This window comes from Saccharibacillus endophyticus, assembly GCF_013185185.1.
GTDB lineage: Bacteria > Bacillota > Bacilli > Paenibacillales > Paenibacillaceae > Saccharibacillus > Saccharibacillus endophyticus.
In genome coordinates this window covers 24714-48507 of sequence record NZ_JAAZWE010000012.1, presented here as the reverse complement: position 1 = coordinate 48507, position 23794 = coordinate 24714, and the positions used below count along the sequence as shown (strand labels likewise).

Below are 23794 nucleotides of genomic sequence, written 5' to 3'. Positions count from 1 at the left end.
AAAAAGCTCGATAGACAGCAGAACTGTCTATCGAGCTTTTTAGCATATACGAAAATCGTTCGCTCTGATTGAACGCAAGAAAAGAGACGCCGCGTCCGGCGTCTCTTTTCTTGTGCCTTCTACTTTTTCTCAAGCGTCCTTGGGCAAAAGTTTCCGGCTATCGTTTCGGATCAAAAATTCTATTGGAATTTCTTTTGATCCAGATTGTAGAACGATTTCAGGCCGTTGTATTGAGCCAGTTCGCCCAGTTGGTCTTCGATGCGAAGCAATTGGTTGTACTTCGCAACGCGGTCTGTACGGGAAGGAGCACCCGTTTTGATTTGGCCCGCGTTTGTAGCAACCGCGATGTCAGCGATCGTGCTGTCTTCGGATTCGCCCGAACGGTGGGAGATCACTGCTGTGTAACCGGCGCGTTTAGCCATTTCGATCGCGTCGAAAGTCTCAGTGAGCGTACCGATTTGGTTAACTTTGATCAGGATCGAGTTACCGATGCCTTCTTCGATGCCGCGGCTCAGACGCTCAGTGTTCGTTACGAACAGGTCATCGCCAACGAGTTGGACTTTGTCGCCCAGTTTGTCGGTGAGCAGTTTCCAACCTTCCCAATCGTCTTCTGCGCAAGCATCTTCGATTGTGATGATTGGGTACTTTTCAACCCAAGAAGCCATCAGGTCAACGAACTCTGCGGAAGTGTAGGATTTGCCTTCGCCCGCAAGTACGTATTTTCCGTCTTTGTAGAACTCGGTCGAAGCGACGTCCATGCCCAGGAAGATATCTTTGCCTGGCGTGTAGCCTGCTTTTTCGATGGCTTCGATGATTGTAGTCAGAGCTTCTTCGTTGGACGTGAAGTTCGGAGCAAAGCCGCCTTCGTCGCCTACTGCCGTAGCCAGACCTTTGCTGCTCAATACGGCTTTCAGGTTGTGGAAGATTTCCGCACCCATGCGCAGAGCTTCTTTGAAAGTAGGCGCGCCTACCGGCAGAACCATGAACTCTTGTACGTCAACGTTGTTGTCGGCATGCTCGCCGCCGTTAACGATGTTCATCATAGGAACCGGCAGTTGTTTAGCGTTGAATCCGCCCAGGTATACGTACAGCGGCAGATCAAGAGCGTCAGCCGCAGCGCGAGCTACTGCCATCGATACGGCCAGGATCGCGTTAGCGCCCAGCTTGCCTTTGTTAGCCGTTCCGTCCAAAGCGATCATCGCTTTGTCGATGCCCAGTTGGTCGAGAGCGTCCATGCCGATAACTTCCGGAGCGATCGTTTCGTTTACGTTTTTAACTGCGTTTTCTACGCCTTTGCCCAGGTAACGACCTTTGTCGCCGTCGCGAAGCTCAACTGCTTCGTGAACGCCTGTGGAAGCGCCGGAAGGAACGATAGCGCGGCCGATCGCGCCGGATTCCAGGTATACTTCAACTTCAACTGTAGGGTTACCGCGGGAGTCAAGGACTTCGCGTGCGTAAACGTCAGAAATAATCGTCATTTTAAGTAATCTCCTTTAAATTCGTTTTATTCAGGGAGCGGCGTCCGTTTGCCGAACGCCGACTCTCCATGTTAACACTTCTAAATGAATCTCCACCGTTAACTATGCCACATTTGCGGCTTAATTAGAAGTTTTGCGTCCCGAGATAACGGAAGTGCCCGTCATTTCGGCAGGTTGCGGAACTTGCATGAGGTCGAGGATCGTCGGAGCGATATCGGCCAAGATGCCGCCTTCGCGCAGCGTCACGTCTTCGCTCGTTACGATGAACGGAACCGGGTTCGTCGTGTGCGCCGTTTGCGGGCGTCCGAACTCGTCGATTTCCGTTTCCGCGTTGCCGTGGTCGGCCGTGATGATCGCCACGCCGCCCTTGGCCAGAACCGCGTCCACGACGCGACCTACGCACTCGTCCGTCGTTTCGACGGCTTTGATCGTAGGCTCCATCATGCCGGAGTGTCCGACCATGTCCGGGTTCGCGAAGTTCAAGATGATGCAGTCTTGTCTTTCCGCTTCGATCTCGGCTACGCAAGCGTCAGCCACTTCATAAGCGCTCATCTCCGGCTGCAAGTCGTAAGTCGCGACTTTCGGCGAGTTGATGAGTATGCGCGTTTCGCCTTCCAGCTCCACGTCGCGTCCGCCGCTGAAGAAGAACGTCACGTGCGGGTACTTTTCCGTTTCGGCAATCCGCAGCTGCGATTTGTTGTTTTGCACGAGCACTTCACCCAGTGTATTCGTCAGGTTTTTCGGCGCGTACGCCACCAGACCGCGAACATTAGCACTGTAAGTCGTGAACGATACGAAACTCAAGCTTTCCGGCTGTCCGGCTCCGCGGTCGAAACCGGCGAATTCCGGATTCGTCAGCGCTTCGGAAATTTGGATCGCACGGTCAGGACGGAAGTTGATAAAGATGATGGAATCGCCCGACTCGATCTTGGCCGTCGGTTGTCCGTCCTTCGTCACGACGGTAGGCAGGACGAATTCGTCCATGACTTCCTTCGCGTACGAAGCTTCCACAGCTTCAGTAGCGCTCGCTGCATATTCCCCTTCGCCGTAAATCATAGCGCGATAAGCCAATTCAACGCGTTCCCAACGCTTGTCGCGGTCCATCGCGTAGTAACGGCCTTGCACGGTCGCAATTTGACCTACGCCGATTTCGGCGATTTTATCGACCAGCTGCTGCATGTATTTCTTGCCGCTGTCCGGTGCTACGTCGCGGCCGTCCATGAAAGCATGGATGTACACGTCGTTGAAGTTTTCTTTTTTAGCCAGTTCCAATACAGCAAACAGGTGATCGATGTGGCTGTGCACGCCGCCGTCGGACAGCAGACCCAGTACATGAAGCTTTTTGCCGTTTTCTTTGGCTGCGTTGATCGCGGACAGCAACGTTTCGTTTTCGAAAAAGTCGCCTTCGCGGATCGACTTAGTAATTTTGGTCAGATCCTGGTATACGATGCGGCCTGCACCGATATTCAGGTGGCCCACTTCGGAGTTACCCATTTGACCTTCCGGCAGACCTACGGCTTCGCCGCATGCCGTCAGTGTCGTGTGGGGATATTTAGCCATGAACCGCTCATAGTTCGGCTTCTTCGCTTGAGCGACCGCGTTGCCTTCCGAGCCTTCGCGCAGGCCGAAGCCGTCCATGATGATCAGTGCTACCGGTTTTGGAGCCGTCATTACTTCGCCCCCTCAACCAGGGCAACGAAGGAATCAGGCTGAAGGCTTGCGCCGCCGACGAGTGCGCCGTCGATATCGCTTTGGCCCAGGTATTCCGTTACGTTCTCGGGCTTCACGCTGCCGCCGTATTGAATACGGATCACGTCAGCCGTCGCTTGATCGTACAGGTCTGCCAGTACGGTGCGGATGTAAGCCGTAACTTCGTTCGCGTCTGCGGAAGTCGACGATTTGCCGGTTCCGATGGCCCAGATCGGCTCATAGGCAACGACAACTTTAGCCGCGTCTTCTTTGGACAGGCCTTGGAACGCGCCTTCGGTTTGGACTTTGCAAACTTCTTTCGTTTGTTCGGCTTCGCGCTCTTCGAGCTTTTCGCCTACGCATACGATCGGAGTCAGGTCGTTGCGGAAAGCCGCCACGACTTTTTTGTTGACGATCTCGTCCGTTTCGCCGAAGTATTGACGGCGTTCCGAGTGACCGATGATGACGTAGTCCACGCCGAGTTCTTTCAGCATAACGCCGCTGATTTCGCCCGTGAACGCGCCGTTGTCTTCGAAGTGAAGGTTTTGTGCGCCGACTTTGATGCCTGTGCCTTTAACCGCTTCGGTCAGGGCAGGAAGGTTGGTGAACGGTGCACAGATGACCGTTTCCACGCCTTCTACGACTGCGCTGCCTTTTACGGCTTCCGCAAAGGCCAGCGTTTCGGATACGGTTTTGAACATTTTCCAGTTACCAGCGATGATTGGCGTTCTCACGAAATAATCCACTCCTTTTAATGACTTGTCTTGGAAAACAGCTGTCCTCGGCGTCCTGACGAGCTTGAGTGACGCTGCGAGCGGTAGAGGCCTCCGATCGCGTGTTGAAATTCGATTCCTTGGATTGAAGCATAACAGAGGGGGGAATCGAATTTCAAAGGCGAACGCTTCGCTTCTGCGGCTCTCTACCGCTCTCCGCTACTTCAAGCGCGTACGCCGACTTCAACCGTTTTTCAGAACTTCTTTAAAACTCGCTACGCAGGGAAAGGCGGCGGGGTCGGTTGAAGCGGCCCCGCTGGCTTTTCCGGTGCAAGCCGTATAACGAATCGATCTATGGTCGGGCTTGTTTCCGCGCCGTTTGGGGCGGGCGGAAGGCAAGCGGGTTTTACTTATCGTTCAGGGCTACGACGCCCGGGAGGGCTTTGCCTTCCATGAATTCGAGGGAAGCGCCGCCGCCTGTGGAGATGTGGTTCATCTTCTCAGCCAGGCCGAATTTTTCTGTTGCTGCCGCGGAGTCGCCGCCGCCGATGATGGTGTAGCCTTCGGTTGCCGCGCAAGCTTCGCCTACAGCACGAGTGCCGTGGGAAAATGGCTCGATTTCGAATACGCCCATAGGCCCGTTCCAAACAACCAGTTTGGATTTCGCGATGATATCGGCATAGATTTCACGCGTTTTCGGACCGATGTCGATGCCTTCCCAGTCAGCCGGGATGCCTTCTTCGACGTTGATGATCTTCGTGTTCGCAGTAGCGCTGAAGTCGTCGGAGATAACGATATCGACTGGCAGGTGGAAGTTCTTGCCGAGTTTTTTCGCTTTTTCGATGAAACCGAGAGCGACGTCGAACTTGCTGTCGTCGAGCAGGGATTGACCGATTTCATAGCCTTGAGCCTTGAAGAAGGTGTAAGCCAGGCCGCCGCCGATCAGAACGTTGTCCGCGATGTTCAGCAGGTTGTCGATCACGTCGATCTTGTCTTTTACCTTCGAACCGCCGACGATTGCCGTGAACGGGCGCTCCGGGTTCGACAGGGCTTTGCCCAATACGTCAAGTTCTTTTTCCATCAGCAGGCCGGATACGGCCGGCAGATGGTGCGCGATGCCTTCAGTCGAAGCATGGGCACGGTGAGCGGCGCCGAATGCGTCGTTTACGAACAGATCGGCGAGCGAAGCGAACTCTTTTGCAAGTTCCGAATCGTTCTTCTCTTCGCCTTTGTGGAAACGTACGTTTTCAAGCACCAGCACGTCTCCGTCTTTGAGCTCGGCGATTTTAGCCTTGACCGCGTCTCCGATCGACTCATCCGTTTTAGCAACCGGTTTGCCCAGCAGTTCGGACAGGCGTTCTGCCGCCGGAGTCAGGCGCATCGAATCAACGACTTCGCCTTTCGGACGTCCCAGGTGGCTCGCCAGCAGTACTTTTGCGCCTCTTTCGGTCAGGTATTCGATCGTCGGAATTGTTGCACGGATACGAGTGTCATCCGTAATTTTTCCATCTTCGAGCGGAACGTTAAAATCGACGCGCACAAACACAACTTTGCCGCTTACTTCTACGTCACGTACACTTTTCTTATTCATAAATTAATCCCCCATGCCCTCAAATTTAGAATTCAGGATTCCAAGGAATGCGCATCGCCCGCTTCGGCAACTTAGAAAAAGCGGAAACAAAGAACCTCTGTTTCCGCTTTGTCTGCGTGAAGTCCGTCGACCGAACCGGAATCGGCCGGCCAACGCAGCTTCATGATGCTATAAGTTTGCCGTTCTTCGTGCGAAAGTCTCCGGAATTACTGAGCTTTTTTCGCGAAGAATTCAAGCGTGCGAACGAGTTGAGCCGTGTAAGACATTTCGTTGTCGTACCAAGCTACTGTTTTAACCAGCTGCTTGTCGCCAACTGTCATTACGCGAGTTTGCGTAGCGTCGAACAGGGAACCGAAAGTCATGCCCTTGATGTCGGACGATACGATTTCGTCTTCTGTGTAGCCGTAAGTTTCTGGGTCGGCAGCAGCTTTCATAGCCGCGTTGACTTCATCAACCGTTACGTTTTTCTCCAGAACCGTTACCAGCTCAGTCAGGGAACCTGTAGCCACCGGTACGCGTTGTGCCGCGCCGTCAAGTTTGCCTTGCAGCTCAGGGATAACCAGACCGATTGCTTTAGCAGCGCCAGTCGTGTTAGGAATGATGTTTTCTGCTGCTGCGCGAGCACGACGGAAGTCGCCTTTAGGGTGCGGAGCATCCAGAGTGTTTTGGTCGCCAGTGTAAGCGTGGATCGTAGTCATGAGACCTTGAACGACGCCGAACTGATCTTGCAGCGTTTTTGCCATAGGAGCCAGGCAGTTTGTTGTGCAAGATGCGCCCGAGATAACCGTTTCCGAACCGTCGAGGATCTCGTGGTTAACGTTGTAAACGATTGTTTTCATGTCGCCTGTAGCCGGTGCGGAGATTACGACTTTTTTAGCGCCGGCCGTGATGTGCTTCTCAGCGCCTTCTTTAGTCGTGAAGAAACCTGTGCATTCCAGAACGATGTCAACGCCGAGCTCTCCCCAAGGAAGTTCTTCAGGGTTACGGTTAGCCAGGACTTTTACTTCCTTGCCGTTTACTTTGAAGAAACCGTCGTGTACTTCAACGTCGCCGTTGAATTTACCTTGAGTTGTATCATATTTCAACAGGTGAGCGAGCATTTTCGCATCGGTCAAGTCGTTGATTGCGACAACCTCGATACCTTGCACGTCTTGAATGCGGCGGAAAGCCAAACGTCCGATACGACCAAATCCGTTAATACCTACTTTTACAGTCATTGAACAGTTCCTCCTAAATAGATGGTTTTTGAAGAAATGTTTCATTTATTCAAGGCGCATACTTCTTCATATCGATGAAAAAGCCGCACCATGAGTAACAAATTCGTCAGGCGCTCTCCAGCTCCCGGACAATTTCGAGCGCAGCCGCTTCGTCGATCACCAGAATATCTTCCTGACCGAATCGCAGCACCGCGTGAATCGCCTTCGCCTTTGATTTGCCTCCTGCGATCCCAAGCACGACATCCGCCGCCTTGATATCGTCAAGTCTGAGTCCGAGAGTCAGCATGTTATGTACGAAACTGCCGCTCTCGTCGAAGTAATAACCGAAAGATTCGGCTACCGCCCCTTTTTCCTGAAGGCCGCTTGTCGTCTCTTCATCCAGTTTGCGTCGACGCGCCATGTCCACCGCATTGCCGATCCCGTGCACGATGACGCGGGCGGTGCGGATCTCGCGGACGATTTCCTGAATGTTCGGGTCGTGCACGAGCGATTCGTACGCTTCCCGGCTCAACAGATCGGGTACGTGCAGCAGCCGATAATCGGCTCCTACCCGCTTGGCCATGTTGGAAGCGATCGTGTTGGCCTGAATTTCCAGGCTTTCGCCCAATCCTCCCCGTGCGGGAACGAACCAACTGCCTTTAAGGGGACCATTTACCGGATAAGTCAACTGCTCAGCCATCTCGGCCAGGGTCGTGCCGCCCGTTACGGCTACCACATCCCCGCCTTGCATCACGCCCAGCAGCGCTTTGGCTCCGGCTTTGCCGAGTTCACGCTTGGATAGCGGCGATTCGTCACAGTTACCCGGAACCACCACAACTTTCTGCAGTCCGTAAAACTCACGAATCTTCTCTTCCAGGTTGGACAATCCCACTAATTCCTTCAATACCGGTTCCAGACGCTCAAGAAGGAGTTGTCCAGCATCACTGATCCGCATGCCCGCCGTGTCCGTCTCTATCAAGCCTTGTGCTTTCAGCAGATCGGTCTCGGCTCTCAGCACCCGTTCGGTCATTTGCAAGGAATTCGCCAGCGTGCGGCGCCCCGTCGTGCCCGTCAGCATGATCTGATGAAGGATCGTGTACCTTTTCTTGAGAGTTTCCATGAGATCGGGAAGCAGCTGCTGCTGGATTTCGAGAATGTTCTGCATGCGTTCCACCTCTGCAAACTTCGTCTGCCTGTATAATTTAAATCAGTGGACATTTATTGTCCCGGGAACACTTTTTTTGTCCCACACCCAGTTTAACCAATTTGACGTCGCTATGCAAGCTTTGACAAGCGGATATTTTATTCACGATCAAATGTGATTCAGCCCTACTATATATAGGTGAAATAAAGCTAGCGGGCTCATAATGTAGGGATCTTTTCGTTCTCTTTTTCACAGCTTGAAGAGGGCTTGCAATTCGCATCGCCGCCGAGTATAATAATGATTGCTGCTGTTTGCTTGCAATCTATGCGCCCGTGGTCCAATGGATATGACGTAGGCCTCCGAAGCCTGAGATCCAAGTTCGATTCTTGGCGGGCGCGCCATTATTATTTAACTGTATTTTTTGTTCATGACGCCGATATCGGCTATTTTTTTTGCAGAAAGTTTGACTTTCTTTGACTTTATGTTTGGAATTGTTTATCATATGGGTAATACCAGCTAGACGTTTACCGGACTCCTCTGCGTACAAGGGTTCGGCGGGCCATCCAGCCTGGCATCCATTCCAATTCTAAGGACGGAACACATCCGTTCACAAGGAGGTTTTTCACTGTGGGTTACATTCCTATGGTCGTTGAACAAAGCAATCGCGGCGAGAGAGCGTATGACATTTACTCCCGCCTGCTGAAAGACCGCATCATTTTCCTCGGCACCGAAGTCAACGACGTCGTAGCCAACGCAATCATTGCGCAACTCCTGTTCCTCGAAGCGGAAGATCCGGAGAAGGACATTTACCTTTATATCAATAGCCCGGGCGGTTCGATCACGGCCGGCATGGCGATTTTCGATACGATGCAGTTCATCAAAGCGGACGTCTCCACAATCTGCGTCGGCATGGCCGCGTCGATGGGCGCATTCCTGCTGAACGCAGGCGCGAAAGGCAAACGTTTCGCCCTGCCGAACAGCGAAATCATGATTCACCAACCTCTGGGCGGCGCTCAAGGCCAAGCTTCGGACATCGAAATCCGTGCCCGCCGCATCATCGCGCTTCGCGAAAAGCTGAACCGCATCATGTCCGAGCGTACCGGTCAGCCGATCGAACGCATCGACAAAGATACGGATCGCGACTACTTTATGGATGCTGCGGCTGCTGCCGAATACGGCATCATCGATAAAGTCATCGAGAAGCCGGTTGCCGAAATCGGCGCGAAGTAATATCCAACAGGCAACTCGGGAAAATTCGGCAGCGGATAAATCGCCGAATTTTTCCGAGAAGCGCCGAAAGCTCCTTTCCGTTCGCTGACGCAGCGAGCAGGAAGGAGCTTTTTTGCATGAGATACTTTCGTCCGGGAAAAAGCACTCGTTTGCGGCGACCGTAAGCTCGGCTCGGCTCGGCTCGGCTCGGCTCGGCTCGGCTCGGCTCGGCTCGGCTCGGCTCGGCTCGGCTCGGCTAACGGATCGTATGTCCTTTACAGCCGCAAATCAACCTCCTCCGGGATTTTAACGGATCCTATTACCGTTAGACGCTCATTTCCCTACTTTTCCCGCCAAAATCAAGCCGTTTTCTACTTTAAGCGTCACCTCAATCCGTTAAAACTTCAATACCGCCCCAAAACCTTCCTAAGCGTCGCCTCGATCCGTTAAAATGTCCAGTCTGCTCAAAATGCCGATCCCCCCGCAAACTTACCAGCCTTCTAACGAGTTTCTCACAGTTACAGTTCTCTCATAACTCCCCCTCGACTCCGTCTCAACCTTCTCGCAGCTCCTCTACAGCTCTTCTGCAGTTTTTTTCGCAGCCTTTTCGCAACCGTTTGTCCGGACCTCGCGTAATACGTGCAGATAACTATTCCATTACCGTGTACATACACCGAGGAGGAAACATCCATGCAGTTTCGCCATAACGATTTTCGCGTGTTCAGCTCGTTGAAAAGAGAAAATCTGGTCATTGAGGTTATTCAGGCAGGCGGATTACCGGAGAACTATAACGAAGATCTGGCGAAATCGATCAATCATCACGATCAGGAACGCTTTAGCTGGCAGCAGGTGCGCATTTTGCTTCAGGATACGTCGGTCGTGCTGGAAGCGGGCGCTTTGCAGTACATGATGGGCAATATCGAGATGGAAAACAAATCGGGCGGCGTAGGCGGGTTCGCGAAAAAATTCGTGGGCAGCGCGGTGACGGGCGAAACGGCGAGCAAGCCGATCTACCGAGGTACGGGCGAAATGTATCTGGAACCCAAGCGCAAAGACTTCACGTTGATCGAACTGTCGCCGGGCGAAGAAATCATCGTCGACGACGGACTCTTTTTCTGCGCGGAAAATACGGTCAAGGTCGGCGTCGCCAAACAAAGCAACGTTTCCTCGGCCCTGTTCGGCGGCGAAGGGTTGTTCCAGACCAAAATTACGGCGTCGGATAACGGGTATGTCGTGCTGGAGCTGCCGGTTCCGGAATACGAGCTGGTCCGTTACGAGCTGGACGGCACCGAGACGCTGAAGGTAGACGGAAGCTTCGCGGTGCTGCGCAGCAGCACGATCGATTTCTCCGTTGAAAAGTCGACGAAATCGCTGCTCGGCTCGGCTTCTTCCGGCGAAGGCATGCTTCAGACGTTCCGCGGACGCGGCGAAGTCTGGTTGGCTCCGACGCTTCCTTTCCGTACTCGGCCGTTTTAATCGGATCGGGGCGGCGAAGCCTTCTTTTGCCGACATAGCCGACCGAGCAAACCCGACATGCGGCTTCAGATTGCCTAATCCGTGCCGTTACGCCGCAAGCCTTGATCGGAAAAAGGCTGCCTCGAATCCGAATTGCGGATCAAAGGCAGCCTTTTCGCGTACGTGTATATGCGGATTTCAACGGCCTCTACAAGACAGGACCGCCTTCTTCGCGTTTAGCTGTTCGTCGGAGCAAAGTAATCCGGCAGCACGATGCCTTCCAGCTGCGAAATATCCCCGGCTACGTCGGCAACCGTCGTCTGCTCCAAAATCTGCTCCATCGCGCGCTGCGCGCTGATGAAGATCGGATTCATCGCGGCCTGAATATTGCGGCCGACTTCGCAGTTCGGATTCGGACTTTCATGTACGGCAAACAATCCGCCTTCGCCGACGGCATTCACGGCTTTATAGACTTCAAGCAGCGTAATTTCGGCCAACGGCTTTTTTAATCGCGCACCCGCAATGCCGGCTCTGGCCTCAACAAGACCAGCACGGCCCAGCATGCCCGTAATGCGCCGGATCACGACCGGATTGGTATTCACGCTCGAAGCGATCATGTCCGAAGTCGCTGTGCCGGGCTGCGAAATACTCAGCAGAATCAAGGTGTGCACGGCAACGGGAAATTTCGTACTGATATTCACTTCGCATTCCTCCCTTCCAGCGATCGAACTCGCGTATTGCGTCTATAACGAACTTCAGGCGCACATTCGGATTTGTGTTCCGAACGCGCACCTTTCATTTCGTTATTACGTGAAACCATTGTAGTTACATTAGATCCTGATGTCAACCTTGCGTCGTCTCCGCGCTGCATACCGTTTGCGTCCAGCCGAAACGGTCTTCGGACTCGCCGCGCTGCAGGGAAGTCAGTTCGTCGTACAGACGGCGCGTCCATTCGCCGGTTTCTCCGCCGCCGATTTGAACCGTTTTGCCGTCCCAGCCGATCTCGCCGATCGGAGAAACGACAGCTGCCGTACCTGTACCGAAAGCTTCGAGAAGCGAACCGTTCTCGGCGGCCGCGAACAGTTCGTCGATCGCGATCGGGCGCTCTTCGACTTCGAAGCCGAAATCGCGCAGCATATGGATCGCCGAATCGCGCGTGATGCCGTTCAGGATGCTGCCGCTGAGCGCAGGCGTCACGATGCGGTCTCCGATCCGGAAGAATACGTTCATGCTGCCGACTTCTTCGACGTATTTGCGGTGGACGCCGTCCAGCCACAATACTTGGGAATAACCGGCTCCGTACGCGTTTTCCTGAGCCTGCATGCTTGCCGCATAGTTGCCTGCCGTCTTGGCTTCGCCGACGCCGCCGGCTACCGCGCGAACGTCGCGAGTCTCGACGTGAATACGTACCGGATTCAAACCTTCCGCGTAATAAGCGCCGACCGGCGACAGGATAATCATCATCTTGTAGCTCAGCGATGGATTCGCGCCCAGATGATTCTCCGTCGCGATTGCGAACGGACGGATATAAAGCGACGTGCCCGGCTCGGACGGAACCCAGCTGCGATCGACTTTGATCAGTTCTTTCAGCGCATTCAGCACGAAAGCTTCATCGATCTCCGGAATGCTCATCCGGCGGCAGGAACGGTTGAAGCGCTCGAAGTTTTTCTCCGGACGGAACAAACGGATATCGCCGTCCGGACCGACGTAGGCTTTCATGCCTTCGAAGATCGTTTGTCCGTAATGGAACACTTTCGCGGCCGGGTCCATCGGGATCGGTCCGTAAGGAACGATCTTGGCATCATGCCAACCTTTTCCCTTTTCGTAGTCCATCGTAAACATATGGTCCGTCATATAAACGCCGAACGAAAGGTTGGCGGTATCCGGTTTCGTTTTGAGCTGCGTTGTCTTTTCGATCTTCAGTTCACCCTGCATGATGCACGCTCCTCTTTTTATATTGAATCATATCAGTCTCTTACCTATATTAATAATATCCTTTTCGTCGGTTCTGCATACCCCAAAAGTATGAAAGGAGAAGAAAAAAGATGGATTTGCGTCAATTACGCTATTTTTCCGCTGTCGTCAAAGAAGGTCAAATCACTTCCGCGGCCAAAAAGCTTAATATGGAGCAGCCTCCGCTCAGCCGCCAAATGAAGCTGCTTGAGGAAGAATTGGGTACGCCGTTGTTTGATCGCACCGGACGTAAGCTCGTTCCTACGGAAGCCGGATGGCGATTGTACGAACGCGCAGAAGAATTGTTATTTCGCTTGGAGGAAACGCTGTTGGAGATTCGCGAGCTTGGCGAAGGCGTCGGCGGCACATTGTCGATCGGGTCCGTCGTCTCCTGCGTCTCGCTGCTCCCGAGCGCGATCGAACGCTTCGGACGACAACACCCTGCTGTTACTTTTAAAATCCAGGAGGGCGATCATTTCCAACTGGCCGAGCTGCTGCGTAAACGCCGGATCGAGCTGATCGTCGCCCGCCTGCCGTTTGAAGCCCCCTCCGGCACGGACGATTACGGTATCGCTTCTTTGCCGGAAGACCCGCTCGCCGCCGCCGTGCCGACCGCCTGGATCGAATACGCCGGACGCGAAACCATTCGGCTCGATGAGCTGTCGGAGCGCCCTTTTCTCACGCTTAAGACGGATCGCACGACCGGGATGCACGAACGAATCATGCAGGAGTTCGCCTCGCGCGGTCAAGCCCCCCGCATCTTCTGCGAATGCTCCAGCGTCGCCGTTATTCTCGGCTTGGTTGCCCAAGGGCTTGGCGCTTCGCTGCTTCCTCGTTCGGTGCTCTCTTCCTTTCGTTCGGAAGACTTTCAGATCTTGGAGCTGGAGAATGCGGTTCTTCAAGCCGAAGTCGGCCTTGTGTGGCTGCAAGATCGCTATCTGTCGAGAAGCGCCGAACGCTTTATCGAAGAATTGGTCGGCCGGCTCGAATCTTAAGCAAGACCCACCATTTATAGTTTACCCGAAAAGTCTTCCGAAATCGAAAAGCCCGGAACCAAACCGCGCAGCATAACTTCGCGTCGGTTCGATTCCGGGCTTTCATCATTTATTTCCTACTTATAGCGGTTAATCGTAATTTACATACCTGCGAAAGGATTAGTTCCCTTCGGCAGCAAGGATGCGAAGGTGAAGTCAAAAGATGGAATACCTGCTGCATAAGGCGTGTATTCATACTGTTGGAAGAAGATCGTGAATCCGCCGTTTGTTACATAGAAGCCTGGCGCATTGCCGATTGTTTTAAAGCTGCCTTCTTCAAGCAATGAGCCTTGTTTTTTGAACTCCGCCGCAATCTTTTTGTCGATCGCGCTGCGGTGGTTCGGGTTGGCTTTCAGCAGTTGGGCCAGCGTCACTTCTTTGCCTGTTTTCACGTCGAAGTTGTAGCCGCTCTGAACCGTACCGCCGTGCGCGCCGCCGTAGAAGCCGTAATCTTGAGTTACTACGCTGAGCAGACCGTTTTTGTTGTAGGCGATCATGTAGCTGCCGTCGGCTTCGTAATGCATGTCCCGGCTGTCCAGCGGACCGAATTCTTCGACCTGCTTTTCGAAATCGGACAGGAACGTCTCGGCATGCTGCTTCAGCGTCGCGTTGATTTTGGCAATGCCTGCCGCACTGCCGGACAATTCAGGATAACGGATATCGATCACCGCGCCGTTATTCGTTTTTTTGAGCGTCTTTTCCGTAACTTTGATTCCCGTCGATGCCGCCGGCTTCAATGCAACGGTCTTGGTCGAAGCGTTCCATGCACCGTCGATTCCGGCGTAATCGCGCAGTACCGATAACGGCACGTACATCGTTCCGCCGCTCACGCGTCCTTGTGCTTGAAGTCCGACGCCGCCCGCGCCGATCCACACCTGACCTTCATACGGAGAAAGCGTCAGCTTGTTGGGCGAAGTTCCCAGCATATAAAGGCCTGTTGTTTTATCGTAAGTCAGCGACAGGCCGGCAGCCTTCGCCAACGCTTTTACCGGTACATAAGTATTGCTGGCAGCCTGGAAGGCGTTCGCTCCCACAGCTTTGCCGTTCCAAGTCACTTTAACATTCTTTGTCGCTTGCGCGCTTGCGGTCACGGTAGCGGCATTTGCATCAGTCGTGCCGAGAAGCGCCGTGGTCGGAAGCAGCAATCCTGCCGTAAGCACGGCGGCTGTCATCATTTTGGTTGTCTTCTTAAAAGTCGGGGTTACGCGTTTCATATCCGTTCAGCTCCTTCGCATCTTGGCGATCTCTTTGTTTGTCTTCCCTTTGTGATTATAAAGAGAGCCGACCAAGAATGGGTGACAACGAGCGTTACAGTATTGCAATACCCGGACAGGTTTTTTTACAAAATTGTCAGAGTCCTTGTTACCGTTTCCGACCCGCGGGTCAGACATCGGCAATCGTGTCCCACTTATTCGGCATGCTCATGATATTGGATAAACGTCCTCCCGGCGGTGCCGGGCTTACCGGGAAATCCAACTCCAGAATCAACATCGGCAGCTTGTTATGGTCCAGATTACGATCGGCAAAGTATCCGTAAAACGAATACAGGTAGCCGCATGGATAGTTATCGGCATCCGACTCTTCGTAAGGACGCAGGATCGCCGTATCGTCAAGGTCGCTAAAATCAGGCTGGATTTTCAGCTCGTCCGCATAGTTCGATCCGGCTTCGAATCGCTGTCCGACTTCCACCCGATCCGCAAACCATTCGATCATTTTGGCCAGTACGCGTGCCGGACGATTGGGGGAAGCAATCAGAATTTCGGGGTGCCCGAAGCTGTATTCCAATCCGATCGTGAACGCATAGTTCATTCCTTCGTCCGACAGGACGATAGGGACCCAACCTTTATGCATCAGCTCCGGAATGTAAGATAATCTTTTTCGGGCAAAATCGGTATACTCCTCGCAAAATAAAGAGTAGCGTTCGATCAAATTACGGCCGGGATTCTCTTGCAGAAGTCTTCGATAGTATTGTTTTCGGTTTTCGGGAATGTTCAATGTTTCGATCAATGGAATCACCTCTCTTTTCGGCTCCGAATAGTATGGTTCTGCGTACGTTTCTTACTCCTTTTATAAACCTCATGTGCAATTCAAAACATTCGGACGTTCTTTTTTCGTAAAATATTCATGGTTTGCACCTGCAGTTGCGATGTCGAAAAAAAGCCCTGCCTATAGGCTTTTAAGCAAGAAAGCCGCCTTCGCAAAAACGCGAAAGCGGCTCTCCTGGATGTTATTTTCGTTCCTGAGACTCGGAACTTATTTCATTTCATATTGAACGGTGACAAAGGTGTTGATGGTGATTTGCCCGGGGTTGATGGACGTAGCCGGGGCTTCTGCCGCCATAGAGGCCGATTCGGCACGGTCGTATTGCGCATACACGATCGGCGCATCGGCGTTATCCAAGCTGATCGACGTTGCCGCGCCCAATGTGCGACCTGCCGCTTTCGCGATCGCCGCTGCTTTTTTGTTGGCGCTGGCGATCGCTTTCGCAATCGCTTCTTCTTCATATTGATCCGGGTTCTCGGACGCGAAACTGATGTTCTGAATCCGGTTCGCTCCCGCTTCGGAAGCGGCATCCAGCAGTTGGCCGATCTTGTCGAGGTCGCGGTAAGTCACTTTCAACACATGGGTGGAGCCGTAGTCCTTGACGGTCTGACCGTTATTCTCGCTGTACGTGTAATTCGGCGATACGTAGAACTGCTCCGTCTCGATGTCTTTCGCCGCGATTTTCCAGTCCGTTTTGAGCAGGGTGTTCAATTTGCTCATTACGGCAGCTGTTTTCTTTTGCGCGGCCGCGGCCGTCGTTGCATTCGATTCCACGCCGACGTACAGATACGCGACGTCCGGTGTAACTTTAACCTCACCTTTGCCTGTTACGTTAATCACGTTCATCGGTACAACCTCCGCTGCTTGTGCTTGGCCGATTCCGAACGATGCGGGAAGCGCCGCGCCTCCTACCAGCAAAGATCCTGCGATCAATACGCTGCCTAACGGTTTCATCCACATTTTCATGTTTAACCCCTCCTGTTATTGTTGATTACCCTCTAAACGCCAACGATTCGAAAAAGGTTGCAGCTGCATGGATATGCGTCGATTTTTTTGAGAACCTTTGCGCAAACTTCTCTTTCGGTCGATAAAAAGCCTTTCCAACCACTCTTATACAGAGAATAGTCGAAAAGGCTTTGGTGAACTTAAACATTCCGTTTTTTAAAAATTAAGCAGCAGGCTCTTTTTCCGGCTCGGCTGCCGCATCTTCAAGCTGCATCGCTCCGGTGATCGTGCTGGTCAACAGCATATCGTTGATCGCCGCGTTTTCGGCACGGGTCAGCGCCTTTTTCGATTGGAAGTCGGCGACTCCTGCATCGGTAAACGTCACTTCCGGACCGTGGTAGCCCAGCATGACCGCCAATTTCACTGCCGGTTCCGCCCATTTGTCCGTGTTTCCGGTCAGCTCGACGACTTCCAACAGCTCAGGCGGATAGAGGCCGGCAGTCGAGTTGTAGATAATCACTGCCGCCTCCTGGCGGGTAATTGGACGATCCGGCTGGAACAACCCTTTTTCGTTGCCGGAAACGAGACCGTATTCATAGGCGGTCTGAATGGCTGCCGCATACGGATGTCCCTGAATGTCGGCGAATTCCGGTGTGTTTTCGGAGAACGGAATCGCAGAAGTGCGCATCAGCATATCGATATACTCACCGCGAGTCACAACCTGATCCGGGCCGAAAGATTGGTTCGGATCGTTCGGGTAGTAGCCCAGCGACTGGAGATCGAGAATGTATTTTGCGTACGGATGCGTCGATGGAATATCGTTGAATCCGGCCGGTTTCACGCCTTTTTGCTCATAGCCCATCGGATTAAGATACGGTTCCTTCAGGTACGAAACGTTGCCGGTTTCATCCGTTTTGAAGGCGACCAGCATTTTGTTCGCATCCATGAACAAACCAGGCGCGACCTGCTGCAAAGCACGTTCGCCCGTCAACGGGTCGGAGATGACCATCCGTCCGCGCGAACCCGGGCCTACTTTGGACACGATGCTTTCGACGCGAAGGTCTTTATACAGACCCGCGTAGCGGGCAAGCTGCTCCGGGGACTCTTCGGTAAAGGCCGGGAATTTCGCTTCGACCGCATACTGAGGGAAGAATTTGGCGATAAAGGCCGCGTAAAGCTGTTCGCGCAGTCCGCCATTTTGGTTATAGACGACAAATACGCCCGTGTCTTGCTCGGGAATCAGGAACATCAACGAGCTGGCGCCCGGCATGTCGCCGGCTTTCGTGATGACTTTGCTGCTGCTTCCCGCGCCGGGAAGCTGCGATGCCGCTTCGAAGCCATAGGTGGCATCAGGCAGCAGCGGGTGAATCGCCGAGCGATATTCCGTCATCGAAGCTACGGTATCCGCTTTGAGCAGTTGTGTACCGGAAGCCGTTTTGCCGTCGTTCAGGAACGCGATCATGAATTTGGAGATATCTTCCGTCGTGGACAGCATGCCTCCCGAAGGCATAACGGTCGGCCGAACCGTATACGGATCAACCGGTTCACCCGCCGCATAGCCGGTCACCGCGTTTTCCATGAGTTCGTCCGTCATCAGGAAGCCCGTGCTGTCCATGCCGAGCGGCGCAAAGACGTTTTTCTCCATGTAGTCTTCATACGGCGTTCCGCTGGCTTGCTGCACGATATAACCGAGCAGCAGGAACGCGAAGTTGTCGTACATGTAAGCGGTACCCGGTTCGCGCACCACGTCCGGCATGTATTTGGCAATATAGTCTTTCAAATCGACGTATTCGTCCAGATCCGGATTCAGGTCTTCCTGGGTCGGGTCTTGGATCTTGAAGCCGCTTCGGTGAGTCAACAGATCGGCGACGGTAACCGGTTCGGCGAACGGGTTATTAAACGCGATGTCGCCGAGGTATGTATGAATATCGGTGTCCAATCCCACTTTTCCTTGTTCGACAAGCTGCATGATCGCGGCTGCCGTGAAGGTCTTCGAGACGGACGCCATGCGGAATACGTCATTTTTCGGATCTACGGTACGTTTGCTGTCGACATCGGCGTAACCGTATCCTTTTTCCGCAAGAATTTGGCCGTTTTTGACGACGACGACCGCGGCGCCCGGAGCCATCTCTTGAATCGCTTCCTCCGCGAAAAAAGCGTCCAGGAACGCCGTGACCGAAGATGCGGTCAATGCGGTATTCTGGGCCGAAGCGGATGTTGCCGACGGTGCTGTTTCGGCAGCGGCCGAAGTCAATGACGGAGGCAGCAGGGTAAGCGCGAGCGCTGCGGCCATTGCGGCCTTGGTCCACCTGACCGATGCCGCTTTCCAAACGTTATTTGTTTTCAATCTGTTGATCTCCCTTCTCTCTATCCGTTGATGTTGTTCCGATGCCTTATGATGGACGTAGCAAGCGTATCGGTACTTTGTTTTTACCCTTGCCGCCTTGCCTCCCAAACATGCCCGAAGCGCTCTATTTAGCGGAAACGCGATTATTTTTTCTTCATATTGGTAATATTTGTTCTTACTGTGAAAACATCAAGAAGCCAAGGCCGAAAATTGTAAAAATACGTAAAAACCCTCTGAAGAAATCAGAGGGTTTCGCGTATGAAGCAAATATGGACGTACATGGAAAATTTATTGATTTTCCAATTCTTCCTTGCTAACAAGGCTGATTAAAGCGTTTACAGCCTGTTCGGCGTCCGCGCCTTCCGCACTGATGTGAATTTCGGTACCGGAACTAATGGCCAGGCTCATGATCCCCATGATACTTTTGGCGTTTACTTTTTTATCTTCCTTTTCTACGAAGATCTCGGAAGAATATTTATTAGCTTCCTGAACGAACAAAGCCGCAGGTCTGGCGTGCAGCCCCGTCTTCAGTCGAACGACTACCGGGTGCTTGGTCATGAGCAATCTTACCCCCTATGCAAAATGAAGTTCCTGTCGAAACGCATTATTATATTCAGTATAACATAACTTCGGTTGCTCACACTAGTCTAAAACCCGCCGTTATCAAAAGCGGGGGCGCTGCGGGAGGAATTCGTTTCGGTCGCGTGTTGCATTTGGGAAGCTGGATTGAATTTTATAAAGGAAGCTTCCCAAATGCAAAGGCGATCGCTAACGCTCCTACACTGAATTCCTCTCTCCGCTTGGGCTTTTGGGTAGAGTTTTTCTTTTCTTTTTTAAAAATAAAATTCGAGAAGGCTGAGTCTGCCTCAATTCTGTCGAGAAAATCTGCCGTAGCCGGAAGCGAGAAGACGGAGAGAGAAATTCAGTGAAAGACGCCTTTGAACTCGGAAAACTTCAACTAAAAATTTCAATCGACTTTTCCGAGTGAGACAGCGACTTGAACGAATTTCTCTCGCAGTCTTCTCGCTTCCCCCGCCGAAGTAACTTTCAAAGGCAGCCTTTAGGCAGTAGCATTCAGCTGCCCCGAATTTTCTCCGCCATGATGTCGAGTTTGCGCAAGCGGTGGTTCACGCCGGATTTGCTGACGGTGCCTTTGAGCAGTTCGCCGACTTCCTTCAGGTTGATTTCGGGATGGGCCAGGCGGACTTCGGCGACTTCACGCAGTTTTTCCGGCAGGCTTTCGAGTCCGACTTCTTTTTGCAGGAAACGGATATTGTCGATCTGACGCACGGCGGCGCCGATCGTTTTGTTGAGGTTGGCCGTCTCGCAGTTGACGATCCGGTTGACCGAATTGCGCATATCGCGCATGATGCGGACGTCCTCGAATTTGAACAGAGACTGGTGGGCTCCGATAATATTCAGCAGTTCAATGATTTTCTCGCCTTCTTTTAGGTAGAAAATGAAGCCTTTCTTCCGTTCGATGCAGCGAGCGTTCAAGTTGAATTCGTTGGCGAGGTCGACGAGCGCCTGGCAGTGCTCTTCGTACATGGAGGCAATCTCCAGATGGTACGACGAGCCTTCCGGGTTGTTGACCGAACCGCCCGCCATGAAGGCGCCGCGCAAATAAGCGCGTTTGCAGCAGGTCTTTTTCACGATCTCGGGACTGATGCCGGGCAGGAATTGGAATCCTTCCGACGTGATTTTAAGCGATCCGAGCAGTTCTTGCACGCCGGCAGGAATCCGCACGATGTAGACGTTGTTTTTTTTGAGGCGCATTTTTTTGCGTACAAGCAGTTCGGTATGCACGCTGAAATGCTTTTTGATCAACGAGTAAATGCGGCGAGCGATCGCCGCGTTTTCGGTCGAAATATCGAGACTGACTTTCTTGTTGGAGAGTTGGACCGAGCCGTTCATTCGAATCAATGCGGATAATTCCGCTCTTTCGCAGCAGGCGTCCGCCTCCACCATGGTCAGTTCTTTTTTGGTTTGAGCCGCGAACGACATGGACTATTCACCCCTTTCTCATCATCCAGTCTTCCACAAGCCGGTTAATATGCCGACTTAATTCTTCCGCGTCATGACGCAGATACGTGCCGTATTTGACGAAAGTATCCGCAATGACGGTACAATTGGTCCCCGCCATCTCCTCCAGGTCCAATCGGACCGGAGTCGCGCCTTCTTCGGCGTAACGAAGCTGCACGTCTTCGGGAATAAGTCCGCTGTTCACCAGCACGTAATCGAACAGATGGCTGCCGACATGATCGTGCACGGCCTGAAGATGATCCGCCACGCTAAACCCGTCGGTCTCGCCCGGTTGGGTCATGACGTTGCAAATGAACATCTTGACCGCACTCGACGCGACGAACGCTTCGGACAGCTGCGGCACCATCAGGTTCGGAAGCAGACTTGTATAGAGACTGCCCGGACCGAGCAGAATGGCATCCGCGCGCTGAATCGCAAGAACCGCTTCCGGCAGCGCTTCGACTTCCGAAGGCTCAAGGAAAATCCGCTTGATTTTGCCCCCGTATTCCGGAATATTCGATTCGCCGGTCACGATCGTGCCGTCTTCCATCTCCGCGTGCAAAATGACGCCTTCTTTCGCCGCCGGATACACGCGTCCGCGTACGGCGAATACCCGCCCGAGCTCGCGCACGGCGGTCACGAAATCTCCCGAAATATCCGTCATGGCAGCCAGGATCAGATTGCCGAGACTATGTCCCGCCAAGCCGTTTCCCGTCTTGAAACGATAACTTAACATCTCCGCCAACAACGGCTCCACGTCGGCCAGCGCCGTAAGCACGTTGCGGATATCGCCCGGAGGCGGCATCTGCATCTCGCTGCGCAGAATGCCGGAACTGCCGCCGTCATCGGCCACCGTAACGATGGCGGTAATATCGAGCGGCTGTTCCTTCAATCCCCGCAGCATCACGGACAGTCCCGTGCCGCCGCCCATTACGACAATGCGCGGGCGACGCACAGGACGCTGCGACGGTTGTTTCATATTCATGAATGTTCACTCCTCAGTACGTTGGACGCCTCAAATGTTAGGTTGCAGTCAGTGGCGGTCCCGATCGGCGTCCCGGTGATTAACGCGCACTCTTTCCGTCTCGCTCGCTCCCAGCATGCGGCCCAAATATTCGGAAATGGCGACCGAGCGATGCTTGCCCCCGGTACAGCCGATGCCGATAATCACCTGGCTCTTGCCTTCTTTTCGGTACTGCGGAATGAGAAAATGCAGCATATCCAGTAGTTTGGTCAAAAAGGTCTGCGTCTCCGGCCATTTCATCACATAATCATAGACATCGCTATTCTGTCCCGTAAGCGGGCGCAGGTTGTCGACATAATGCGGATTAGGCAGAAAACGCACGTCGAAGATCAGATCCGCGTCAATCGGCACGCCGTACTTGAAGCCAAACGACGTCACATTGACGGATAGCTGGTTGGTCTCCATATGCGCGAAGCGCGAAATGATCTTTTCTTTTAAAACGGCCGGCTTCATGTTGGTCGTATCGATAATCTGCGTCGCCGAGTTTTTCAGCTCCTCCAGCATCTTGCGCTCCAACCGAATGCCGTCGAGCGGCATGCCGTCCGGTGCAAGCGGATGCCGGCGGCGCGTCTCTTTGTAGCGCTGCACCAAAACCCCGTCATTCGCATCGAAAAACAGAATTTCGCTGTGAATGGTGAAGTGGTCCTTGATGTACGCAAGCGATTCGGACAACGCCGCGAAGAACTCGCGGCCGCGCAGGTCGATAACCAACGCAACCTTGGCGATCTTGCCATTCGACTGTTCGATCAGCTCGGCAAATTTCGGAATCAGAACCGGCGGCAGATTGTCTACGCAGAAAAAACCCAAATCCTCCAGGCTCTGCACGGCAATCGTTTTGCCGGCACCCGACATTCCCGTGATAATCATCAGCGTGGCGGTCGAAGCCGCCGCGTTCTCGTTTGGAATTTCGCTCATGCGACTTCCCCTCCCTGATTTACGATCGTTAGCGAATCAATAGCCCGGCAGCACCGATCATGCCGGCGTCGTTACCCAGCGTTGCCGGTACGATTTGCACGCCTTTTTGCAGCGGTTCCGGCGCCAGTTGAGCAAAAGTCTCGCGAATCGGATCGAACAGGATGTCTCCTGCTTTCGATACGCCTCCGCCGATGATGAAGCTTTGCGGATTCAGTACCGCCGCGACAGCCGCCATCGACTTGCCCAAATAAAATGCCGCACGCTTGACGATGCGCAGCGCCACTTCGTCGCCGGCTTTGGCCGCGTCGAAGACGGTCTTCGCCGTAATCTCGCTTGCGTCGGCGATGAACGTGCGCTCGCCGCGCTCTACCGCTTCTTTTGCCATGCGAATGATGCCCGTCGCGGAAGATACCGTCTCCAGGCAGCCTACTTTGCCGCAGCCGCACTGAATGGCTTCCAAATCCGGCACGACGTCGATATGCCCGATTTCTCCGGCCATGCCCGAGAACCCTTGGTAGATGCGGCCGTTGATGATAATGCCGCCGCCCACACCCGTTCCCAGCGTGTAGCATACGCAGTTCTCGATGCCGGCTCCCGCACCGCTCCAGGCTTCGCCGAGCGCGGCTACGTTGGCATCGTTATCGATCTTGACAGGCTTGCCGAGCCGCTCTTCGAGAATGGCGCGGATCGGAACGTCTTTGAAGCCTATGTTCGGCGCCATGACGATGATGCCGTCACGGACATTCGTGAATCCGGCGACTCCGGCTCCGACTCCGGCCAGTTGTTCCCAGGAATAAGGCGATTCTTCAACGACTCGACGAACGTAATCCGCCATGTTGGAAATTACGGTCTCGGGTCCTTCCGCCACTCCCGTGGGCCCTTCATACGTATGCAGCAGAACGCCGCTCTCGCTGCACAGACCGACTTTGATCGTGGTGCCGCCCAGATCCATACCGACGTAGACATTTTCAGACATGATACAAGCCACCTTTTTTCTTCTGATATTATAGAAAATCGAAAATGATGAATCCGTTTG

General features: G+C 53.4%; 21 protein-coding genes and 1 tRNA gene. 5 read left to right on the top strand and 17 right to left on the bottom strand.

The window, feature by feature from the left end; genetic code table 11:
• Positions 1 to 179: 179 nt before the first annotated feature.
• The 6 genes from eno to HRQ63_RS25050 form a co-directional block, all read right to left on the bottom strand.
• Positions 180 to 1478, bottom strand: a complete 1299-nt coding sequence (gene eno, locus HRQ63_RS25075; protein ID WP_172247844.1) for a phosphopyruvate hydratase — start codon at positions 1476 to 1478, stop codon at positions 180 to 182.
• Between the two features lie 120 nt (positions 1479 to 1598).
• Positions 1599 to 3149 carry a 2,3-bisphosphoglycerate-independent phosphoglycerate mutase gene (gene gpmI / locus HRQ63_RS25070; protein WP_172247843.1) on the bottom strand — a complete coding sequence of 517 codons (1551 nt, stop codon included), beginning with the start codon at positions 3147 to 3149 and terminating at the stop codon, positions 1599 to 1601.
• Positions 3149 to 3901: a triose-phosphate isomerase gene (tpiA, locus tag HRQ63_RS25065; RefSeq protein ID WP_172247842.1), complete on the bottom strand. Its 753-nt coding sequence runs from the start codon at positions 3899 to 3901 to the stop codon at positions 3149 to 3151. Before tpiA ends, gpmI begins: the two co-directional genes overlap by 1 nt.
• 385 nt (positions 3902 to 4286) lie before the next feature.
• A complete protein-coding gene (locus HRQ63_RS25060) occupies positions 4287 to 5471 on the bottom strand; it encodes a phosphoglycerate kinase (protein WP_172247841.1) in 1185 nt (394 codons plus the stop codon).
• A 206-nt stretch (positions 5472 to 5677) separates the two neighbouring features.
• Positions 5678 to 6688 carry a type I glyceraldehyde-3-phosphate dehydrogenase gene (gap, locus tag HRQ63_RS25055; RefSeq protein ID WP_172247840.1) on the bottom strand — a complete coding sequence of 337 codons (1011 nt, stop codon included), beginning with the start codon at positions 6686 to 6688 and terminating at the stop codon, positions 5678 to 5680.
• 106 nt (positions 6689 to 6794) lie between these two features.
• Positions 6795 to 7832: a sugar-binding transcriptional regulator gene (locus tag HRQ63_RS25050; protein WP_172247839.1), complete on the bottom strand. Its 1038-nt coding sequence runs from the start codon at positions 7830 to 7832 to the stop codon at positions 6795 to 6797.
• A 305-nt stretch (positions 7833 to 8137) separates the two neighbouring features.
• On the opposite strand from HRQ63_RS25050, the gene HRQ63_RS25045 reads away from it, so the two are divergent.
• From HRQ63_RS25045 to HRQ63_RS25035, 3 genes are all read left to right on the top strand, one after another.
• Positions 8138 to 8212: transfer RNA gene (locus HRQ63_RS25045), tRNA-Arg, on the top strand.
• Positions 8213 to 8438: 226 nt separating this feature from the next.
• The gene (clpP, locus tag HRQ63_RS25040; protein ID WP_308809929.1) at positions 8439 to 9041 is read left to right on the top strand and encodes an ATP-dependent Clp endopeptidase proteolytic subunit ClpP; all 603 of its coding nucleotides are present in this window, start codon (positions 8439 to 8441) and stop codon (positions 9039 to 9041) included.
• A 669-nt stretch (positions 9042 to 9710) separates the two neighbouring features.
• Positions 9711 to 10496 carry an AIM24 family protein gene (locus HRQ63_RS25035; protein ID WP_172247838.1) on the top strand — a complete coding sequence of 262 codons (786 nt, stop codon included), beginning with the start codon at positions 9711 to 9713 and terminating at the stop codon, positions 10494 to 10496.
• 215 nt (positions 10497 to 10711) lie between these two features.
• Here the strand turns inward: HRQ63_RS25035 and HRQ63_RS25030 are convergent, their stop codons facing one another.
• Both HRQ63_RS25030 and HRQ63_RS25025 read right to left on the bottom strand, forming a co-directional pair.
• Positions 10712 to 11176, bottom strand: a complete 465-nt coding sequence (locus HRQ63_RS25030) for an Rrf2 family transcriptional regulator (protein WP_172247837.1) — start codon at positions 11174 to 11176, stop codon at positions 10712 to 10714.
• 142 nt (positions 11177 to 11318) lie between these two features.
• Positions 11319 to 12410 (bottom strand): branched-chain amino acid aminotransferase, encoded by a 1092-nt coding sequence (locus HRQ63_RS25025; protein ID WP_172247836.1) that lies wholly within the window; start codon positions 12408 to 12410, stop codon positions 11319 to 11321.
• Between the two features lie 110 nt (positions 12411 to 12520).
• Here HRQ63_RS25025 and HRQ63_RS25020 point away from each other — a divergent pair, with 110 nt between their 5' ends.
• Positions 12521 to 13423, top strand: coding sequence for a LysR family transcriptional regulator (locus HRQ63_RS25020; protein ID WP_172247835.1), 903 nt, complete (start codon positions 12521 to 12523; stop codon positions 13421 to 13423).
• A 140-nt stretch (positions 13424 to 13563) separates the two neighbouring features.
• Here HRQ63_RS25020 and HRQ63_RS25015 read toward each other — a convergent pair whose 3' ends face one another.
• The 5 genes from HRQ63_RS25015 to HRQ63_RS24995 form a co-directional block, all read right to left on the bottom strand.
• A complete protein-coding gene (locus tag HRQ63_RS25015) occupies positions 13564 to 14676 on the bottom strand; it encodes a PdaC/SigV domain-containing protein (protein ID WP_172247834.1) in 1113 nt (370 codons plus the stop codon).
• 169 nt (positions 14677 to 14845) lie between these two features.
• Positions 14846 to 15469 carry a DUF4262 domain-containing protein gene (locus HRQ63_RS25010; protein ID WP_172247833.1) on the bottom strand — a complete coding sequence of 208 codons (624 nt, stop codon included), beginning with the start codon at positions 15467 to 15469 and terminating at the stop codon, positions 14846 to 14848.
• Between the two features lie 246 nt (positions 15470 to 15715).
• Entirely contained in the window at positions 15716 to 16471 is a 756-nt protein-coding gene (locus tag HRQ63_RS25005; RefSeq protein ID WP_172247832.1) for an SIMPL domain-containing protein, read from the bottom strand.
• A 202-nt stretch (positions 16472 to 16673) separates the two neighbouring features.
• Complete coding sequence (locus HRQ63_RS25000; protein WP_229714245.1) at positions 16674 to 18797, bottom strand: serine hydrolase domain-containing protein; 2124 nt, start codon at positions 18795 to 18797, stop codon at positions 16674 to 16676.
• Positions 18798 to 19085: 288 nt separating this feature from the next.
• On the bottom strand, positions 19086 to 19355 hold the full coding sequence (locus HRQ63_RS24995) for an HPr family phosphocarrier protein (protein WP_018978064.1): 270 nt from the start codon (positions 19353 to 19355) through the stop codon (positions 19086 to 19088).
• A 17-nt stretch (positions 19356 to 19372) separates the two neighbouring features.
• On the opposite strand from HRQ63_RS24995, the gene HRQ63_RS24990 reads away from it, so the two are divergent.
• Positions 19373 to 19726, top strand: coding sequence for a hypothetical protein (locus HRQ63_RS24990; RefSeq protein ID WP_172247831.1), 354 nt, complete (start codon positions 19373 to 19375; stop codon positions 19724 to 19726).
• Positions 19727 to 19871: 145 nt separating this feature from the next.
• Here the strand turns inward: HRQ63_RS24990 and whiA are convergent, their stop codons facing one another.
• The 4 genes from whiA to HRQ63_RS24970 are packed head-to-tail and all read right to left on the bottom strand — an operon-like array spanning position 19872 to position 23734.
• A complete protein-coding gene (gene whiA, locus HRQ63_RS24985; protein WP_172247830.1) occupies positions 19872 to 20801 on the bottom strand; it encodes a DNA-binding protein WhiA in 930 nt (309 codons plus the stop codon).
• A 7-nt stretch (positions 20802 to 20808) separates the two neighbouring features.
• On the bottom strand, positions 20809 to 21804 hold the full coding sequence (locus HRQ63_RS24980) for a gluconeogenesis factor YvcK family protein (RefSeq protein WP_172247829.1): 996 nt from the start codon (positions 21802 to 21804) through the stop codon (positions 20809 to 20811).
• 48 nt (positions 21805 to 21852) lie between these two features.
• The gene (gene rapZ / locus HRQ63_RS24975; protein WP_172247828.1) at positions 21853 to 22758 is read right to left on the bottom strand and encodes an RNase adapter RapZ; all 906 of its coding nucleotides are present in this window, start codon (positions 22756 to 22758) and stop codon (positions 21853 to 21855) included.
• A 28-nt stretch (positions 22759 to 22786) separates the two neighbouring features.
• Positions 22787 to 23734 carry an ROK family glucokinase gene (locus HRQ63_RS24970; RefSeq protein WP_172247827.1) on the bottom strand — a complete coding sequence of 316 codons (948 nt, stop codon included), beginning with the start codon at positions 23732 to 23734 and terminating at the stop codon, positions 22787 to 22789.
• Between the last annotated feature and the right edge of the window lie 60 nt (positions 23735 to 23794).

Excerpts from the sequence above, each read along its gene's own strand:
- HRQ63_RS25005 (WP_172247832.1), bottom strand. The coding sequence starts at position 16,471 with ATGAAAATGTGGATGAAACCGTTAGGCAGCGTATTGATCGCAGGATCT.
- gap (WP_172247840.1), bottom strand. The coding sequence starts at position 6,688 with ATGACTGTAAAAGTAGGTATTAACGGATTTGGTCGTATCGGACGTTTG.
- whiA (WP_172247830.1), bottom strand. The coding sequence starts at position 20,801 with ATGTCGTTCGCGGCTCAAACCAAAAAAGAACTGACCATGGTGGAGGCG.
- HRQ63_RS25015 (WP_172247834.1), bottom strand. The coding sequence starts at position 14,676 with ATGAAACGCGTAACCCCGACTTTTAAGAAGACAACCAAAATGATGACA.
- HRQ63_RS25060 (WP_172247841.1), bottom strand. The coding sequence starts at position 5,471 with ATGAATAAGAAAAGTGTACGTGACGTAGAAGTAAGCGGCAAAGTTGTG.
- HRQ63_RS25025 (WP_172247836.1), bottom strand. The coding sequence starts at position 12,410 with ATGCAGGGTGAACTGAAGATCGAAAAGACAACGCAGCTCAAAACGAAA.
- HRQ63_RS24980 (WP_172247829.1), bottom strand. The coding sequence starts at position 21,804 with ATGAATATGAAACAACCGTCGCAGCGTCCTGTGCGTCGCCCGCGCATT.
- gpmI (WP_172247843.1), bottom strand. The coding sequence starts at position 3,149 with ATGACGGCTCCAAAACCGGTAGCACTGATCATCATGGACGGCTTCGGC.
- HRQ63_RS24990 (WP_172247831.1), top strand. The coding sequence starts at position 19,373 with ATGCAAAATGAAGTTCCTGTCGAAACGCATTATTATATTCAGTATAAC.
- HRQ63_RS25035 (WP_172247838.1), top strand. The coding sequence starts at position 9,711 with ATGCAGTTTCGCCATAACGATTTTCGCGTGTTCAGCTCGTTGAAAAGA.
- HRQ63_RS25050 (WP_172247839.1), bottom strand. The coding sequence starts at position 7,832 with ATGCAGAACATTCTCGAAATCCAGCAGCAGCTGCTTCCCGATCTCATG.
- eno (WP_172247844.1), bottom strand. The coding sequence starts at position 1,478 with ATGACGATTATTTCTGACGTTTACGCACGCGAAGTCCTTGACTCCCGC.
- rapZ (WP_172247828.1), bottom strand. The coding sequence starts at position 22,758 with ATGAGCGAAATTCCAAACGAGAACGCGGCGGCTTCGACCGCCACGCTG.
- HRQ63_RS24995 (WP_018978064.1), bottom strand. The coding sequence starts at position 19,355 with ATGACCAAGCACCCGGTAGTCGTTCGACTGAAGACGGGGCTGCACGCC.
- HRQ63_RS24970 (WP_172247827.1), bottom strand. The coding sequence starts at position 23,734 with ATGTCTGAAAATGTCTACGTCGGTATGGATCTGGGCGGCACCACGATC.
- HRQ63_RS25020 (WP_172247835.1), top strand. The coding sequence starts at position 12,521 with ATGGATTTGCGTCAATTACGCTATTTTTCCGCTGTCGTCAAAGAAGGT.